Source organism: Pseudonocardia sp. MH-G8, assembly GCF_002262885.1.
In the GTDB taxonomy this organism is placed as follows: Bacteria; Actinomycetota; Actinomycetes; order Mycobacteriales; family Pseudonocardiaceae; genus Pseudonocardia.
The window spans coordinates 214,080-229,571 of the sequence record NZ_NKYF01000008.1; the positions used below are offsets into that span (position 1 = coordinate 214,080).

At 71.2% G+C, this 15,492-nt stretch carries 18 protein-coding genes; 13 read left to right on the forward strand and 5 right to left on the reverse strand.

Annotated elements, in window-relative coordinates; all coding sequences use genetic code 11:
- Window positions 1-18: 18 nt before the first annotated feature.
- The 4 genes from map (at window position 19) to CFP66_RS20620 (ending at window position 3,758) form a co-directional block, all read left to right on the forward strand.
- The gene (gene map / locus CFP66_RS20605) at window positions 19-843 is read left to right on the forward strand and encodes a type I methionyl aminopeptidase (RefSeq protein WP_094926722.1); all 825 of its coding nucleotides are present in this window, start codon (window positions 19-21) and stop codon (window positions 841-843) included.
- A gap of 91 nt (window positions 844-934) precedes the next feature.
- The gene (locus CFP66_RS20610; RefSeq protein ID WP_094926724.1) at window positions 935-2,041 is read left to right on the forward strand and encodes a Re/Si-specific NAD(P)(+) transhydrogenase subunit alpha; all 1,107 of its coding nucleotides are present in this window, start codon (window positions 935-937) and stop codon (window positions 2,039-2,041) included.
- On the forward strand, window positions 2,041-2,376 hold the full coding sequence (locus tag CFP66_RS20615; RefSeq protein WP_094926726.1) for an NAD(P) transhydrogenase subunit alpha: 336 nt from the start codon (window positions 2,041-2,043) through the stop codon (window positions 2,374-2,376). Before CFP66_RS20610 ends, CFP66_RS20615 begins: the two co-directional genes overlap by 1 nt.
- The gene (locus tag CFP66_RS20620) at window positions 2,376-3,758 is read left to right on the forward strand and encodes an NAD(P)(+) transhydrogenase (Re/Si-specific) subunit beta (protein ID WP_094926728.1); all 1,383 of its coding nucleotides are present in this window, start codon (window positions 2,376-2,378) and stop codon (window positions 3,756-3,758) included. Before CFP66_RS20615 ends, CFP66_RS20620 begins: the two co-directional genes overlap by 1 nt.
- 87 nt (window positions 3,759-3,845) lie before the next feature.
- On the opposite strand, the gene CFP66_RS20625 is transcribed toward CFP66_RS20620, so the two are convergent.
- Together CFP66_RS20625 and CFP66_RS20630 are read right to left on the reverse strand one after the other, a co-directional pair.
- Entirely contained in the window at window positions 3,846-4,037 is a 192-nt protein-coding gene (locus CFP66_RS20625) for a YbdD/YjiX family protein (protein ID WP_094926731.1), read from the reverse strand.
- Window positions 4,034-6,184 carry a carbon starvation CstA family protein gene (locus CFP66_RS20630; protein ID WP_094926734.1) on the reverse strand — a complete coding sequence of 717 codons (2,151 nt, stop codon included), beginning with the start codon at window positions 6,182-6,184 and terminating at the stop codon, window positions 4,034-4,036. The genes CFP66_RS20625 and CFP66_RS20630 overlap by 4 nt, the downstream gene beginning before the upstream one ends.
- 190 nt (window positions 6,185-6,374) lie before the next feature.
- Here CFP66_RS20630 and CFP66_RS20635 point away from each other — a divergent pair, with 190 nt between their 5' ends.
- From CFP66_RS20635 to CFP66_RS20640, 3 genes are read left to right on the forward strand one after another with little or no spacing between them, the layout of a single operon-like run.
- On the forward strand, window positions 6,375-7,856 hold the full coding sequence (locus CFP66_RS20635) for a sodium:solute symporter (protein WP_143517318.1): 1,482 nt from the start codon (window positions 6,375-6,377) through the stop codon (window positions 7,854-7,856).
- A complete protein-coding gene (locus tag CFP66_RS47280) occupies window positions 7,853-8,395 on the forward strand; it encodes an RNA polymerase sigma factor (protein ID WP_143517319.1) in 543 nt (180 codons plus the stop codon). The genes CFP66_RS20635 and CFP66_RS47280 overlap by 4 nt, the downstream gene beginning before the upstream one ends.
- Window positions 8,392-8,679: a hypothetical protein gene (locus CFP66_RS20640; RefSeq protein WP_094926740.1), complete on the forward strand. Its 288-nt coding sequence runs from the start codon at window positions 8,392-8,394 to the stop codon at window positions 8,677-8,679. The genes CFP66_RS47280 and CFP66_RS20640 overlap by 4 nt, the downstream gene beginning before the upstream one ends.
- An 18-nt stretch (window positions 8,680-8,697) precedes the next feature.
- Here the strand turns inward: CFP66_RS20640 and CFP66_RS20645 are convergent, their stop codons facing one another.
- Window positions 8,698-9,309: a TetR/AcrR family transcriptional regulator gene (locus CFP66_RS20645; RefSeq protein WP_094926743.1), complete on the reverse strand. Its 612-nt coding sequence runs from the start codon at window positions 9,307-9,309 to the stop codon at window positions 8,698-8,700.
- Window positions 9,310-9,339: 30 nt separating this feature from the next.
- Between CFP66_RS20645 and CFP66_RS20650 the strand changes: the two genes are divergently transcribed.
- The gene (locus tag CFP66_RS20650; protein ID WP_094926745.1) at window positions 9,340-10,269 is read left to right on the forward strand and encodes a VOC family protein; all 930 of its coding nucleotides are present in this window, start codon (window positions 9,340-9,342) and stop codon (window positions 10,267-10,269) included.
- A gap of 717 nt (window positions 10,270-10,986) precedes the next feature.
- On the opposite strand, the gene CFP66_RS20655 is transcribed toward CFP66_RS20650, so the two are convergent.
- Entirely contained in the window at window positions 10,987-12,291 is a 1,305-nt protein-coding gene (locus CFP66_RS20655) for an MFS transporter (protein ID WP_094926747.1), read from the reverse strand.
- Window positions 12,292-12,375: 84 nt separating this feature from the next.
- On the reverse strand, window positions 12,376-13,143 hold the full coding sequence (locus tag CFP66_RS20660; RefSeq protein WP_094926749.1) for a tetratricopeptide repeat protein: 768 nt from the start codon (window positions 13,141-13,143) through the stop codon (window positions 12,376-12,378).
- Between the two features lie 302 nt (window positions 13,144-13,445).
- Between CFP66_RS20660 and infA the strand changes: the two genes are divergently transcribed.
- The 5 genes from infA to rpsD all read left to right on the forward strand — a co-directional run bounded on the left by infA (window position 13,446) and on the right by rpsD (window position 15,413).
- Window positions 13,446-13,667, forward strand: a complete 222-nt coding sequence (gene infA / locus CFP66_RS20665; protein ID WP_028929190.1) for a translation initiation factor IF-1 — start codon at window positions 13,446-13,448, stop codon at window positions 13,665-13,667.
- Between the two features lie 34 nt (window positions 13,668-13,701).
- A complete protein-coding gene (gene rpmJ, locus CFP66_RS20670) occupies window positions 13,702-13,815 on the forward strand; it encodes a 50S ribosomal protein L36 (protein WP_010148647.1) in 114 nt (37 codons plus the stop codon).
- A gap of 185 nt (window positions 13,816-14,000) precedes the next feature.
- Window positions 14,001-14,381, forward strand: coding sequence for a 30S ribosomal protein S13 (rpsM, locus tag CFP66_RS20675; RefSeq protein WP_094926751.1), 381 nt, complete (start codon window positions 14,001-14,003; stop codon window positions 14,379-14,381).
- Entirely contained in the window at window positions 14,381-14,788 is a 408-nt protein-coding gene (rpsK, locus tag CFP66_RS20680; protein ID WP_094926753.1) for a 30S ribosomal protein S11, read from the forward strand. Before rpsM ends, rpsK begins: the two co-directional genes overlap by 1 nt.
- 19 nt (window positions 14,789-14,807) lie before the next feature.
- A complete protein-coding gene (gene rpsD, locus CFP66_RS20685; protein WP_094926755.1) occupies window positions 14,808-15,413 on the forward strand; it encodes a 30S ribosomal protein S4 in 606 nt (201 codons plus the stop codon).
- Window positions 15,414-15,492: the final 79 nt, after the last annotated feature.

Sequence of the window (15,492 nt, forward strand, 5' to 3'; positions counted from 1 at the left end):
GCGCAGCGAGGCCGTGCGATGACCGGGGGGCGCGGGGGCGTGCGCGGGATCATCGCCCGGTGGCGCGGGCGGGACATCGAGCTGAAGACGCCGGGCGAGCTCGAGGCGATGCGCGCCGCGGGCGGCCTGGTGGCGCGCACGCTGGCGGCCGTCATCAAGGAGACGCGGCCGGGCGTCAGCACCGCCGACCTGGACGCGGTCGCCGAGCAGACCATCCGGGAGGCGGGAGCGGTGCCCTCGTTCCTCGGCTACCACGGCTACCCGGCCTCGATCTGCGCATCGGTGAACGAGCAGATCGTGCACGGCATCCCGAACGCCGCCCACGTCCTGGCCGACGGCGACCTGATCTCGGTCGACTGCGGCGCGATCCTCGAGGGGTGGCACGGCGACGCCGCGGTCACGATCCCGGTCGGATCCGTGTCCGCCGCGGATCTCGCGTTGTCGGCGGCGTGCGAGGCGGCGCTGCACGCCGGGATCGCCGCAGTGCAGGCCGGTGGCCGGCTCTCCGACATCTCCCACGCCGTGCAGCGGGCCTGCGAGGCGGCCGGTGAGCAGGACGGCGTGGAGTACGGCATCGTGGCCGAGTACGGCGGGCACGGCATCGGTACCTCGATGCACATGGATCCGTTCCTCCCCAACTTCGGCGAGCCGGGCCAGGGCCCGAGGCTGGTTCCGGGGATGGCGCTGGCCGTGGAGCCGATGCTCACTGCGGGCGACCCGGAGACCCGTGAGCTCGAGGACGGCTGGACCGTGGTCACGGCCGACGGCAGCCGTGCGGTGCACTGGGAGCACAGTGTGGCGATCATGGAGGACGGCCCGCGGATCCTGACGCTCCCGCTCTGACCCCGGCTCCGCGCGCCTGGATCGGTCCCGATTCACGCCCGCGTCACACTCGTCGCCTCAGTGGGCGCTTGCTGGGCTAGAGTCCGGTCTTGTGAATACAGAATCCACAGTACCGCGGCGGACGGCCGTCGGGGTGCCGCGCGAGTCTGCCGCTGGAGAGCGCCGTGTCGCCCTGGTGCCCAAGGTCGTCGAGAAACTCCGGTCGCGGGGCGTGGAGGTCGTGGTCGAGGCCGGGGCCGGCGACGGGGCCTTGATCCCGGACGCGCTGTTCACGAACGCGGGCGCCACGGTCGGGGATCCGTGGGGCTGCGACGTGGTCGTGACGGTGACGCCGCCGACGAGCGAGCAGATCGGCCGGCTGCGCAGCGGCGCCACCCTGATCGGCTTCCTCGCCCCGCTCACGTCTCCCGACACGGTCGCGGCACTGCGCGAGGCGGGTGTGCAGGGCTTCGCGATGGAGGCCGTGCCCCGGATCTCCCGTGCCCAGTCGATGGACGCGCTGTCGTCGCAGGCCAACGTCGCCGGTTACAAGGCGGTGCTGCTGGCAGCGGAGCGGTCCACGCGGTTCTTCCCGATGCTGACGACCGCTGCGGGAACGGTGAAGCCCGCTCAGGCCCTGATCCTGGGGGTCGGGGTGGCGGGGCTGCAGGCCCTCGCCACGGCGAAGCGGCTCGGCGCCCGCACCACCGGCTACGACGTGCGACCCGAGGTGGCCGACCAGGTGCGCTCGCTCGGTGCGCAGTGGCTCGATCTCGGCATCGAGGCCGTCGGCGAGGGCGGCTACGCGCGTGAGCTGACCGCCGACGAGCGCGCCGAGCAGCAGAAGCGCCTCGAGGAAGCGATCACCGGCTTCGACGTCGTCATCACCACGGCGAACGTGCCGGGCCGCACGGCGCCGACGCTCGTCACCGCGGCGGCGGTGGAGGGCATGCGGGCCGGGAGCGTGGTCGTCGACATGGCCGGGGAGAGCGGCGGCAACTGCGAGCTCACCGAGCCGGGCGAGGTCGTCGTCAAGCACGACGTCACGATCGCGGCGCCGCTGAACCTTGCGGCCACGATGCCGGAGCACGCGTCGGAGCTGTACGCGCGGAACGTGTCGGCGCTGCTGGAGCTGATGCTCGACGAGTCGGGCGCGCTCGCCCCGGACTGGGACGACGAGGTGCTCGCGAAGTCGTGCGTCACCCGAGGGGAGAAGTGATGGAGACCGGTCTGCTGGCGAACCTCGCGATCCTGGTGCTGGCCGGCTTCGTCGGCTTCGCCGTGATCTCGAAGGTGCCCAACACCCTGCACACCCCGCTGATGTCGGGCACCAACGCGATCCACGGGATCGTGCTGCTCGGTGGGCTGATCGTGCTCGGGCACCTGGAGAACCCGTCGGTGGTCGACGCGATCATCCTGGTCGTCGCCATCGTGTTCGGCATGATCAACGTGATCGGCGGCTTCCTCGTCACCGACCGCATGCTGGCGATGTTCAAGGCCAAGCCGCAGTCGCCGCCCGCCGAGAAGATCGCGTCGAACGGGAAGGGCTCGTGATGGACGTCCTGGTCCCGATCCTCTACATCATCGCGTTCGCGATGTTCATCTACGGCCTCATGGGTCTCACCGGCCCGAAGACGGCGGTGCGCGGCAACCTCATCGCGGCGGCCGGCATGGCGCTCGCCGTGGTCGCCACGTTGCTGCAGGTCGAGCACAACTGGCTGCTGATCATCGTCGGGTTGGTGATCGGTACGGCATTGGGTGTGCCGTCCGCGCGTCAGGTGAAGATGACGGCGATGCCGCAGATGGTGGCGCTGTTCAACGGCGTCGGTGGCGGCGCGGTGGCGCTGATCGCGTGGTCGGAGTTCCGCAGCACCGGGGGGTTCTCCACGGAGCCGGGGCACGTCGTCGTGGCGTCCCTCTTCGCGGCGATCATCGGCTCGATCTCGTTCTGGGGTTCGCTGATCGCGTTCGGCAAGCTGCAGGAGATCCTGCCCGGCCGTCCGATCGGGCTCGGGAAGGCGCAGCAGCCGGTCAACGGCCTGCTGCTGCTGGGTGCGGTCGCGTGCGCCGTGGTGGCCGGGCTGGGCGGAGCGCCGCAGATCTGGATCATCGGCCTGCTGGTGCTGGCCGCGGTGCTCGGCGTGCTGGTGGTGCTGCCGATCGGCGGCGCCGACATGCCCGTGGTGATCTCGCTGCTCAACGCGTTGACCGGGTTGTCGGCCGCGGCGGCGGGCCTCGCGCTCGACAACACCGCGATGATCGTCGCCGGCATGATCGTCGGCGCGTCCGGTTCGATCCTGACCAACCTGATGGCCAAGGCGATGAACCGCTCGATCCCGGCGATCGTGGCCGGCGGCTTCGGCGGCACCGCCACTGTGCCCGGCACGGACGACGGCGTCGAGCGCACCGTCAAGTCGATGTCCGCGGCCGACGCGGCGATCCAGATGGCCTACGCGTCGCAGGTGATCGTCGTGCCCGGTTACGGGATGGCGGTCGCGCAGGCGCAGCACGCCGTCAAGGACATGGCGAAGCTGCTCGAGTCCAAGGGCGTGGAGGTCAAGTACGCCATCCACCCGGTGGCCGGGCGGATGCCGGGGCACATGAACGTGCTGCTGGCCGAGGCCGACGTCTCCTACGACGCGCTCAAGGAGATGGACGACATCAACGGCGAGTTCGCCCGCACCGACGTCACGCTGGTGATCGGGGCGAACGACGTCACGAACCCGGCGGCCCGCACCGACCCGAGCTCGCCGATCCACGGGATGCCGATCCTCAACGTGGACGAGAGCCGCAACGTCATCGTGCTCAAGCGCTCGATGAGCAGCGGCTTCGCCGGCATCGACAACCCGCTCTTCTACGCGGACAACACGTCGATGCTCTTCGGCGACGCGAAGAAGAGCGTGAGCGAAGTGACGGAGGAGCTCAAAGCGCTGTAGCCACCGAAGACCGCACCTTGGAGCCATACTGCAGTTTTTGGCGCCTGGGACAGCAGTAAGGCTCCAAGGTGCGGGATGGGTGGGGCGTCAGCAGCAGCGGCTGCCTGGTTTCGCGTCTGCTGCTGCGATCCTTCTTCTCTCGAATTCCTTCCTCGAGAGCTTCGGCGCGTCCGGGTGCTCGCGGGCGTGCCGCTCCAGGTAGCGCTCGTACTGCGTCTCGCCGGTGAGCTCGCGCAGGTACCAGTGCACGCCGCGCCAGGCGCGGACGAGCGTGCTCATGTCCGTTCGCCCGCCGCAGCCAGCGCCCGCTTCTCCTCCGCCGTGGCGATGAGCCCCGCGGGCGCCACGATCTGCGACGGTTCCGCGGGTGCCTCGGTGCTCGGCAGCGGTTCGGACGTGGTCAGGGCCCGGTACCAGACCAGCATCGCGTTCGCGATCACGATGATGATCAGGACCGCGAACAGGATCGACAGCACCCCGTCCACGGTCGAGTTCACGACCACGGCCCGCATGTCGTCGATGTCCTTGGCCGGGCCGAGCACCTCACCACGGGACAGCGCGTCCGCGTAGCGCGCGCGCTGGGCGAAGAAGCCGAGCTTCGGGTCGGGCGAGAACACCTTCTGCCAGCTCGCGACGAGCGTCACGGCCGCGTCCCAGGCGAGCGGGACCAACGTCACCCAGGCGTACTTCGCGCGCCCCGACTTGATCAAGATGGTCGTGCACACGGTGAGCGCGATGGCCGCGAGCAGCTGGTTCGCGATGCCGAACAGCGGGAAGAGCTGGTTGATCCCGCCCAGCGGGTCGGTGACGCCGACGTAGAGGAAGTACCCCCACGCGCCGACGACCACGGCGCTGGTGAGCCACAGCCCCGGCTTCCAGTTGACGTCCGAGAACGGCTTGTAGACGTTGCCGAGGGTGTCCTGCAGCATGTAGCGCCCGACGCGGGTGCCCGCGTCCACCGTCGTGAGGATGAACAGCGCCTCGAACATGATCGCGAAGTGGTACCAGAACGCCTTCATCGCGTCGCCGCCGAAGACGCCGGAGAAGATCTCCGACATGCCCACGGCGAGCGTGGGTGCGCCACCGGTCCGCGCGACGAGCGTGCTCTCCTGCACGGCGGCCGCCGCCCCGGCGAGCGCCTCCGGCGTGATCGTGAACCCGAGGTTGTTCACCGCCTCGGAAGCCGACTCCACGGTGCTGCCGAGGACGCCGGCGGGGGCGTTCATCGCGAAGTAGAGGCCGGGGTCGAGGATCGAGGCGGCGATCAACGCCATGATCGCGACGAAGGACTCCATGAGCATCGCGCCGTAGCCGATGAGCCGGACCTGCGACTCCTTCTGGATCAGCTTCGGCGTGGTGCCGGAGGCCACCAGCGCGTGGAAGCCGGAGAGCGCGCCGCACGCGATCGTGATGAACACGAACGGGAACAGCGAGCCTGCGAACACCGGGCCCGCGCCGGTGAACGCGAACTCGGTGAACGCCTGGGTGTTCATGACCGGGGCCGTGAACACGACGCCGAGCGCGAGCAGCCCGATCGTGCCGATCTTCATGAACGTGGAGAGGTAGTCGCGCGGGGCGAGCAGCATCCACACCGGCAGCACCGACGCCGCGAACCCGTAGACGATCAGGCAGAACACGAGCGTCGTGGGCTCGAGCGTGAACGCGTCGGCCCAGCTCGAGTTCTGCACCCAGCCGCCCGCGATGATCGCGATCAGGAGCAGCGCCACACCGATGACGCTGGTCTCGACGACCCGGCCCGGCCGGATGCTGCGCATGTAGAAGCCCATGAACAGCGCGATGGGGATCGTCATGGCGATGGAGAACGTGCCCCACGGCGAGTGCGCCAGCGCGTTGACGACGACGAGCGCGAGCACCGCGAGCAGGATGATCATGATCGCGAACACGGCCACCAGCGCCGCGATGCCGCCGACCACGCCGATCTCGTCGCGCGCCATCTGCCCGAGACTGCGCCCGTTGCGCCGCATCGAGAAGAACAGGGTCACCATGTCCTGCACGGCGCCGGCGAAGATGACCCCGAAGATGATCCAGATCGTGCCGGGGAGGTAGCCCATCTGCGCGGCCAACACCGGTCCGACCAGCGGGCCCGCGCCTGCGATCGCGGCGAAGTGGTGGCCGAACAGCACGCGCCGGTCCATGGGCTGGAAGTCCGTGCCGTTGTCCAGCCGCTCGGCAGGGGTGGCGCGGTTGTCGTCGGCCCGCAGGACGCGTCTGACGATGAACCGCGCGTAGAAGCGGTAGGCGATCGCGTAGGAGCCGAGCGCGGCCGCCACCAGCCAGATGGCGGAGACGTTCTCGCCGCGGGCGACTGCGAGGACGCCCCAGGCCACAGCACTGACGACCGCGATCGCCGTCCAGATCAGCACCGAGCGCGGGTTCAGCCGCGCTCGTGCCTCGCGCAGCGTCATGCCGCCCCTCCCGGCCCGAGCACCCGTTCCAGTCTTTCCAACATCAGCTCTCCTCGCACCCTCCGCGGCGCCCTCGCCGCGACTACGAAGCATTGGTTGCCCGAGCACCGCCGACGGTTGACAGACGAGCGGCACGAGATCCCAACGGCGTGTGGACACCGGGGGTACGGCCTGATGAGGTGTGGGGGCCATGGACGAGCCGCTGGCCACCTCCGCGTTCATCGCCGTGCTCGGCGGGACGTCGGTTCTGGCGTTCGCGGCGCGCTGGTTCCACCGCCGCGACGTGCTGCCCCACCTCGCGGGGTGGGCGCTGGCCGACCGCGGGTTCGGCACCGGTGTCACATGGTTCCTGCTCGGCGGCTCGATCTTCACCGCCTACACGTTCGCCGCGGTGCCCGGCCTCGCGTACGGCACGGGTGCGCTGGGCTTCTTCCCGCTCGCGTACACGGTGATCCTCTGCCCCGTGCTGTTCGTGCTGCTGCCCCGGCTGTGGACCGCGGCGCGGCGCACCGGCGCGGTGACGGTGGCCGACTGGGTCCGCGCGCGGTACGACTCGCCGGCGCTGATGCTCGTGGTCGCGCTCACCGGGGTGCTCGCGACCATGCCCTACATCGCCTTGCAGCTCCTCGGCGTGCGCGCCGTCCTCGACGCCGGTGGGCTCTACCCGCAGGGCCCGGCCGGGGACCTGGCCCTGACCGCCGTGTTCGCGGTCCTCGCCGGCGCGACGTTCCGCAGCGGTCTGCGAGCGCCCGCGGTGATCTCGATCGTCAAGGGGGTGCTCGTGTTCGGGGCCGCGTTCGGGGTGGTGGGCGTGGCGCTCGGCCGTCTCGGCGGGTTCCCGGCCGTGTTCGACGGGGCCGAGCGCGAGCTGGGCACGGGCGGTGGCCTGCTGCTCGACCCGGCGCTGCATCCGGCGTTCGCCACGTTGGCGCTGGGATCCGCGCTGGCCCTGCCGATGTACCCGCACGTGCTCACCGCCGCTTTCGCCGCCGCCGGGCCGGACACGCTGCGCCGCAGCGCCGTCGCCATGCCCGCCTGGACGTTCGTGCTCGGCCTGTTCGGGCTGCTCGGGATCGCGGCGCTGGCCGCGGGCGTCGCCGCACCGCTGGGCAACGCCGAGGTCGCCGTGCCGCTGCTGATCCGGGAGCTGCTGCCGGAGCTGGCCAGCGGCGCGGTGTTCGGGGCCCTCGCGGTGGGCGCCCTGGTGCCGGCCGCGGTGATGTCGGTCGCGGTCGCCGCGCTGTTCACCCGCAACGTCTACGTCGAGTTCTTCCACCCGGACGCCACCCCGAAGCACGAGGTGCGGGTGGCGCGCTGGGTGTCGCTGCTGGCGAAGGTCGCCGCCCTCGCGTTCGTCTTCGGGCTGCGCGAGCAGGACGCGATCAACCTGCAGCTGCTGGGCGGAATCTGGATCCTGCAGACCTTCCCCGCGGTCGTGCTCGGGCTCTTCTCCGGCTGGTGGCACCGCTCCGCGTTGCTCGCAGGCTGGGCGGCCGGCATGGTCACCGGCACCGTCCTCGCGGTGGCGGGCGGGTACACCTCCGTCGTCGCGGTGGGGCCGGTACTGCTCTACGTCGCCGTCGTCGCGCTCGCCGTGAACCTGGCGGTGGCCACGGCGCTCACGCCCGGGTTCGCCCGCGGGGGCGCGTCGAGGGCGGGGGTGACGGGGTGAAGGACACCGGCACGGCCGTGCACGCCGCGGTCGACCTGCGCGGGCTCGACCGGGAACGCGCCGTCGCGGTGCTCTTCGAGGCCCATCACCTGTCGCTGGTGCGGCTGGCGGTCCTGCTGGGCGCCGACGACGCCGAGGACGTGGTGGCCGAGGCGTTCTACCAGCTCTACCGCCGGTGGCGGCGGCTGCGCAGCCCGGAGGCCGCGGCGACCTACCTTCGCTCGGTGGTGGTGAACCTGACGCGGATGCGCATCCGCCACCTGCAGGTGGTGCGCAAGCACGCCGCCCGTACCGACGAGGTGCCGCCCCACGTCGCCTCGGGCGAGGACCGGGCGGTGCTGCGTGATGACCAGAAGGCGCTGGTGGACGCGGTGCGCGCGTTGCCGGCCCGGCAACGGGAGGCGCTGGTGCTCCGATTCTGGCTGGACCTGCGGGAGAGTGAGATCGCCGACGCGATGGGCATCTCCGCGGGATCGGTGAAGGTGCACGTGTCGCGGGGGATGGCCGCGCTGTCACGCACGCTCGAGGAGCGCCGATGAACACACCGGACGCCGACGAGCGTCTGCGCGAAGCGTTCGACGCCCTCGCCACGGGCGTGCGCTCCGACCCCGGCGCGTACCGCAGGGCGAGCGCGGGGTGGCGTCGGCGCGAGCGTCGCAGGCGGTTCGTGCTCGCCATCATCGCCGCGCTCGTGTTCGCCGCCGCCGATGCCGTGGGGCTCTGGGCGCTCAGCCAAGCCGACCCGAACACCCACGTGATTTTCTCCGATCCGGTGGACCGGCCGGTGGAGCCGGGGATCGTGGACCGCATCGGCCAGCCCTGACCGGCCGGGCAGGGCCCCTCACAGCGGGAGGCCGGCCTCCAGGTGGGACAGCGCCTCGTCCAGCGCGGCCGCCGGATCGCCGTCGGGGTCGTCACCGGCATCGAGGAACACGCGCACGGCGACACCGAGCACGGCGCCGGTGAGGGTCCGAACCGCGACGTCGCGCGGGTCGCGGTCCGCTCGCTGCGCCACCAGCCTCCCGAGCTCGTCGAGGGCGCGTTCCAGCAGGCCGAGGTTCGCCGACCACAGCTCCGGTACGGCGATCAGCGCGACGTCGCGCTCGAGCCGGGCGGCACGGTCGGCGGGCGGGAGATCGGCGAGGACATCACGGAGGGTGGCGCGCAGCGCCGCGACCGCGCCGAGCTGGGGCGGCTGCGCCGCGAATGCGCGAGCGACGGCGTCGGCGAGCGAGTGGTGCCCGTCGAGGACCAGCAGCTCCTCCTTGGAGGGGAAGTAGCGGAACACCGTGCTCGGTGAGACGTCCGCGGCCTCGGCGATCTGCTCGACGGTGGTGGCCGCGTAGCCGTGCTCGCGGAACAGCCGCAGGGCCTCCCGCTGGAGGGCCGACCTGGTCATGGCCTTCTTGCGTTCGCGCAGTCCGGCCACGGGAGCCGCCTCCGATTCTGCCATCCAACTGTCATTTGCTAGTACACTTTCAGAATGTACCTGCATCACGTGGGGCACGTCGTCCGGGACATCGGTGAGGCACTCGTCCTGTACCGGCGGTTGGGCTTCGTGCTCCCGCCGCCGGCCTTCCCCGCACTCCCGCCCGCACCGGGGGAAGCACCGCGCGCGGCAGGCGCCGGGAACACTCATGCCACGTTGCGTCGCAACTTCGTCGAGCTCGTCGCCGTCGTCGGCGCGGAGCCGCCCGACGGGGCCACCCTGGTGCCCGTCGAGGCGCCACCCGCAGCTCTGGAGCGGCTCGCCGCAGGCATCGCCGCCACCACCGCACGCCTTTCGGCGGCGCTGGCCCGCTTCGAGGGGCTGCACATCCTGGTGCTGCAGCCCCCTGATGCGGATGCCGCCGCCATGCGGCTCACCACCGCGGGTGTGCCGCACGACGGCGTGCAGCGGCTGCAGCGGCCCCACGCCGCCGGCGGCGAACCGACGGCGATCGGTTACCTCGAGCTCGATCCCGGCGCCCCCGAGGGACGGCTGGCGCTGGCGGAGGACCTGGCCGACGAGGACCGGCCGGAACACCCCAACGGCGCGCTCGACATCGTCGAGTCGATCCTCTGCGTCCCGGACGCCGAGCTCGAGGGTCACGCCCGCCGCTACGAGCGCTACGTGGGCCGCCCGGCGGGTGGCCGCGGCCGGGTACGGACCCTCGAGCTGGACGGCGGCCGCATCACGATCGTCGGCGAGCACGCCCTCGGCGTCCTGCTGCCGGGTGAGCGCGTGCCGGAGCTACCCGGGTTCGCCGGCTACGTCGTCACGGTGCGCGATCTCGATGCCACCCGCGGCGTGCTCGACGACGCCGGCTTCCCCGTGCGCGAGACGCCGGCCGGCGAGGTGTTCGTACCGGCGGAGGCGGCGCTCGGCGCGGCGGTCGTGTTCCGGTCGGCACCGGACGGGGTGCGCGGCTGATCGCCGGGATCGCCACGTGCGCTGCGGCGCCGTGGTGACCACGGACGCTCACGGCAGGCGGCCGGGCCGCCCCTCGTCCACGCACCCTCTCCGTCGACGCCCCACTCCTGCGGTGAAGCGACCCATCGACGGGGTGCCTGGGCGCGAATCGGGGGTGTGGCCGGACGCGAGGTGCGTGAGCAGCATTCGAACCGGCGCCCCGCCGCTGCTCCTCCCCCTGTCCCTGCCTCGTAGTCCGGGTTGTAGTGGGCGCGCCGTCCCGGCTCGACACTCCCTGCCCGCCCGCATTTCTAGGTCTCACGCGCAGTCGGTTCGGCGTCGAGGTCGTCCTGCGTGCCGAAAGCCGGGGACGGCGCGCCCACAGGTGTTTTCATGACCATATGGACGTGAGGGTTTTGGATCTTCCCCGAATCCCTCTCAGGTCTATCTGATCATGAAAATGCGAACGCGGGCGGCCGTGACCAGCGAAAGTGGTGTGAGAGTGCCAGGTGCAGGGTGTTGCCGGCTCCGGCTCCGCCGATCACAGGGAAATGGTGACCGGTCGATCTCCGAAGCGGCAATAGGTCACCCGGCGCTGCAGAAAAGCGAAACTGGACGACCGACAGTCGTGACCCTCCGCCCATTGGTGCGCTCGGGAAGAAGGCGGATCGCAAGCGCGGTCCCGCGGACTGACGATCATGGACGGCGAATGTGTTCTGAGCTTGTGTGGAGCTCCGGTCACGCGGCCGGGAGCGGTGCCTGCGGTGCGTCGCCCTCCGGTGTGACGTCGAGCGGGTGGGCGATCTCGTCGGCCGGCAGTCGCCAGCCGACGATGGCCGCGACGGAGAGGAACACCGGTACGAGGCCGGCCAGCACGAACGTCATCGGCACGCCGAGCGCCTCGCCGACGGGTCCGGCCACGGCCATCGACACGGGCATCAGGGCGAGGGAGACGAAGAAATCCAGGCTGGAGACGCGCCCGAGCAGGTGCGGGGGCACCCGGCGCTGCAGGAGCGTGCCCCAGATGACCATCGCCGCGGAGCCGGTGAAGCCGACCACGAACGAGGCGGCTGCCATGACCCACAGCTGCGTGGTGAGCCCGATCAGCGCCAGCGGTGCGGCCCCGGCACCCCAGAGCAGGAGCATCGCGGTGAGGTAGCGCCGCGGCAGCCGCCACGAGGAGACGACGAGCGAGCCCACCGCGCCGCCCACCCCGAACGTGCCCAGCACGAGCGCGAAGCTGCTCGCCCCGCCACCGGTCTGCTCGCGCACCGCGAACGGCAGCAGCACCTCTATCGGCCCGATCAGCACGAGCACGTAGAGCGTGGCGAACGCCAGCGAGGCGAACAGCCAGCCGGTGCGGAACAGGTAGCGGAAGCCCTCGGCGAGGTCGCCGAGCACCGAGCCGGCCTCGGACGGCGGGACCACCGCGACGCTGCGCATCACCACCAGTGTGATCGCGGCGAGCGCGTAGATGCCGGCCGCGAGCAGCAGCGCGACGCCGGGGGCGAACGCGCCCACCACGACACCGGCCAGCGCAGGCCCGAGCGCCTGCTGTGCGATCGGGCGCAGCGTGCCCTCGACGCCGTTGGCCGCGAGCAGCTCGTCGGAGGGCAGGAGCGTGGGCAGGATCGCCGAGTAGGCCGGGAAGAAGAACGCCTCGGCGGCACCCAGCACGAACGCGATGCCGGCCAGCTGCCACAGCGTCAGCACGCCGGTGATGGCGAGAGTGCCCGCGGCGGTGGCCGAGACGACGCGGACCACCTCCACGCCGAGCAGGACGGCGCGTTTGGGCAGCCGGTCGGCGGCGACCCCGCCGACGAGCACGCTGACCAGCAGGCCCACTGCCGACGCCGTGGCCACCACCGACAGTTGTGCCGGGCCCCCGCCGAGGGCGATGACCTGGTAGACGAGCGCGACGAGCCACAGCCCGCTGGCGAACAGCGAGGCCGCCATCGAGATGACGAGCAGGCGGTACTCGCGGTGACGGAACGGCCGGATCGGACGGGGGAGGCGACGGGTGGAGCCGGACTGGGCGTTCATCACTCTTCCTACGGAAGTACGTGAACCGGAGTGCAGGTCAAGCCGACGGTAGCGCCGGGGGCCGACAGAACGGACACAGTGCGCTCAGCGCCCGAAGCGGCCGATCGCGTAGAACCAGGTCGGCTGGTGCACGTGGGTCATGTCGTCGAACAGCGCCACCGTCTCCGGGTGCTGCCTGCCGAGCACCGCGGTGGCGTCGGCGGCGGCCCGGTCGAACGTCGCGAGCGCGTCGCGGGAGCGGCCGAGCAGGGCGTAGCAGCGTGCGAGGTTCGACCGCAGCGCGATCACGTGCTCGTGCCGGGGCCCGTGGAACGGCTCCGCATCCGCCAGCGCCCGCTCCAGCACCGCGATGGCCGTCTCGACGTCGCCGAACGCCGCGCGCGCCAGCGCGGCGCCCAGCTGCGAGGTGAGGGTCTCCAGGTGGACGGGCCCGAGCAGGCGCTCGCGCTCCTCGGCGACCCGTTCGGCGAGCGCGAGCCCTTCGTCGATCCGGCCGACCAGCCGGTAGGCCGTGGCGAGCGCGTCGACCGCGGTCAGGGTGCGCGGGTCGGTGCGCCCGAACACGCGGGTGCGGTCCGCGACGCTGATCCCGAGCAGCTCGATGCCCGTCTGCCAGTCGCCCGACGCGAACCGCGCGGCGGCGAGGTTCCCCGCGGCGGCGAGCGTGGCCGGGTGGCCGCGGCCCAGCCGGGCCCGGCACCCCTCGAACGTCTCCGTGAAGGCGGTGGACGCCTCCGCGGCGCGGCCCTCGTGCCAGAGCTGCACCCCTGCCCCGTGGTGTGCCGCCAGCTCGCGCGCGGCCACCTGCGAGCGGCGTGACCGGCCGGAACGTCGGCGTCCGCGCGTCCACATCAGGCCTTCCCCACCTCCCCGGCGTCGAGCCGATCATGCCTGGCGGCGGCGGTGCAAGGTCCGACCCGCAGCGGCGCGCCGGTCGGGTGTGCTGCGGGAGGTGAGCGTGTTCACGGCATCTGGTAGGGCCCCATCTGCAGGCCGCCGCGCCGCGGTCGTACACTGGACTCTCGGCGCGCCTACTTGCGCCGGTTCCGTCGTGCCTCCCGTAGCTCACGGTCCCGGAGCAACGGTGTGCCTGCGCACGGAACAAGAGTACTGCCACCCGACAGTACGGCTACCTGTCACGGAACGCGGAGGACATGGCCAAGAAAGACGGGGCGATCGAGGTCGAGGGCCGGGTCGTCGAGCCCCTGCCGAACGCGATGTTCCGCGTGGAGCTGGAGAACGGACACCGGGTCCTCGCACACATCAGCGGCAAGATGCGCCAGCACTACATCCGGATCCTCCCCGAGGACCGGGTCGTGGTCGAGCTGTCGCCATACGACCTGACCCGCGGCCGCATCGTCTACCGCTACAAGTGACAACGCACCACCCGCCAACGAGAGAGCGATGGACGTGAAGGTCCAGCCGAGCGTCAAGAAGATCTGCGACAAGTGCAAGGTGATCCGCCGTCACGGGCGGGTCATGGTGATCTGCGAGAACCTGCGCCACAAGCAGCGTCAGGGCTGATCTCCCGCACCTCGCGGATACAAGAGGAACCCAGCGCACCTACCGCGCCACACGGGCGCAACCACCCCCGGAACCAGGCCGGGGCCCGGCGGTGCTGATGGCCGGACCTGCACGCAGGTCGGCTGTGAGCCATCCGGGACGGGCGCTGGGAAGACCTGGCACACCACGACAGGAGAACCCGCCACATGGCACGACTCTCCGGCGTCGACCTCCCCCGCGACAAGCGGATGGAGGTCGCGCTGACCTACATCTACGGGATCGGGCGCACCCGTTCCCTCGAGATCCTCGCCGCCACCGGCATCGACCGCGACCTGCGGTCGAAGGACCTGACCGACGAGGACCTCGCCGCCCTGCGCGAGTACATCGAGTCGAACCTCCGCGTCGAGGGCGACCTGCGCCGTGAGGTGCAGGCCGACATCCGCCGGAAGATCGAGATCGGCTGCTACCAGGGGATCCGGCACCGCCGGGGGCTGCCGGTCCGCGGCCAGCGCACCAAGACGAACGCTCGCGGCCGCAAGGGACCGAAGAAGACGGTCGCCGGCAAGAAGAAGGCAGGTAAGAAGTAATGCCGCCTCGCACTCGCGCTGCGGGAGGACCCAAGAAGGTCCGCCGCAAGGAGAAGAAGAACATCGCGGTGGGCCAGGCCCACATCAAGAGCACGTTCAACAACACGATCGTCTCGATCACCGACCCGGCCGGTGCCGTGATCGCGTGGGCCTCCGCGGGCCACGTCGGCTTCAAGGGCTCGCGCAAGTCCACGCCGTTCGCGGCGCAGATGGCCGCCGAGAGCGCCGCGCGCAAGGCCGCCGAGCACGGCATGAAGAAGGTCGACGTGTTCGTGAAGGGTCCGGGTTCCGGTCGGGAGACCGCGATCCGTTCGCTGCAGGCCGCCGGCCTCGAGGTCGGCACCATCTCCGACGTCACCCCCCAGCCGCACAACGGCTGCCGCCCGCCCAAGCGGCGCCGGGTCTAGGGAAAGGGAGTAACAAGACATGGCTCGTTACACCGGACCCATGACCCGCAAGTCCCGCCGGCTGAAGGTCGACCTCGTCGGCGGCGACCAGGCCTTCGAGCGCCGTCCCTACCCGCCCGGCCAGCACGGCCGGATCCGGATCAAGGAGACGGAGTTCCTCCTGCAGTCGCAGGAGAAGCAGAAGGCCAAGTACGGGTACGGCGTGCTGGAGAAGCAGTTCCGCCGCTACTTCGAAGAGGCCAACAGGCGTCCCGGCAAGACCGGTGACAACCTGCTGCAGATCCTCGAGTCCCGCCTGGACAACGTCGTGTACCGGGCCGGGCTGGCCCGCACCCGGCGGATGGCGCGGCAGCTGGTCAACCACGGCCACTTCGTCGTGAACGGCCAGAAGGTCGACATCCCCAGCTACCGGGTGTCGCAGTACGACGTCATCGACGTGAAGCCGAAGTCGGTGAACACGGACCCGTTCGTCATCGCCAAGGAGCTCCAGGGCGACCGACCGGTTCCGGCGTGGCTGCAGGTCGTCCCGTCGACCCTGCGCATCCTGGTCCACCAGCTGCCCGAGCGTGCGCAGATCGACACGCAGGTCACCGAGCAGCTGATCGTCGAGCTCTACTCCAAGTAGGAGCAGCGCTCGACACCCCCGGCCCTGCAGGGACGGGCCGGGGGTTCTCACTGCGGCATCAAATAGCGGTTGCCGCAGG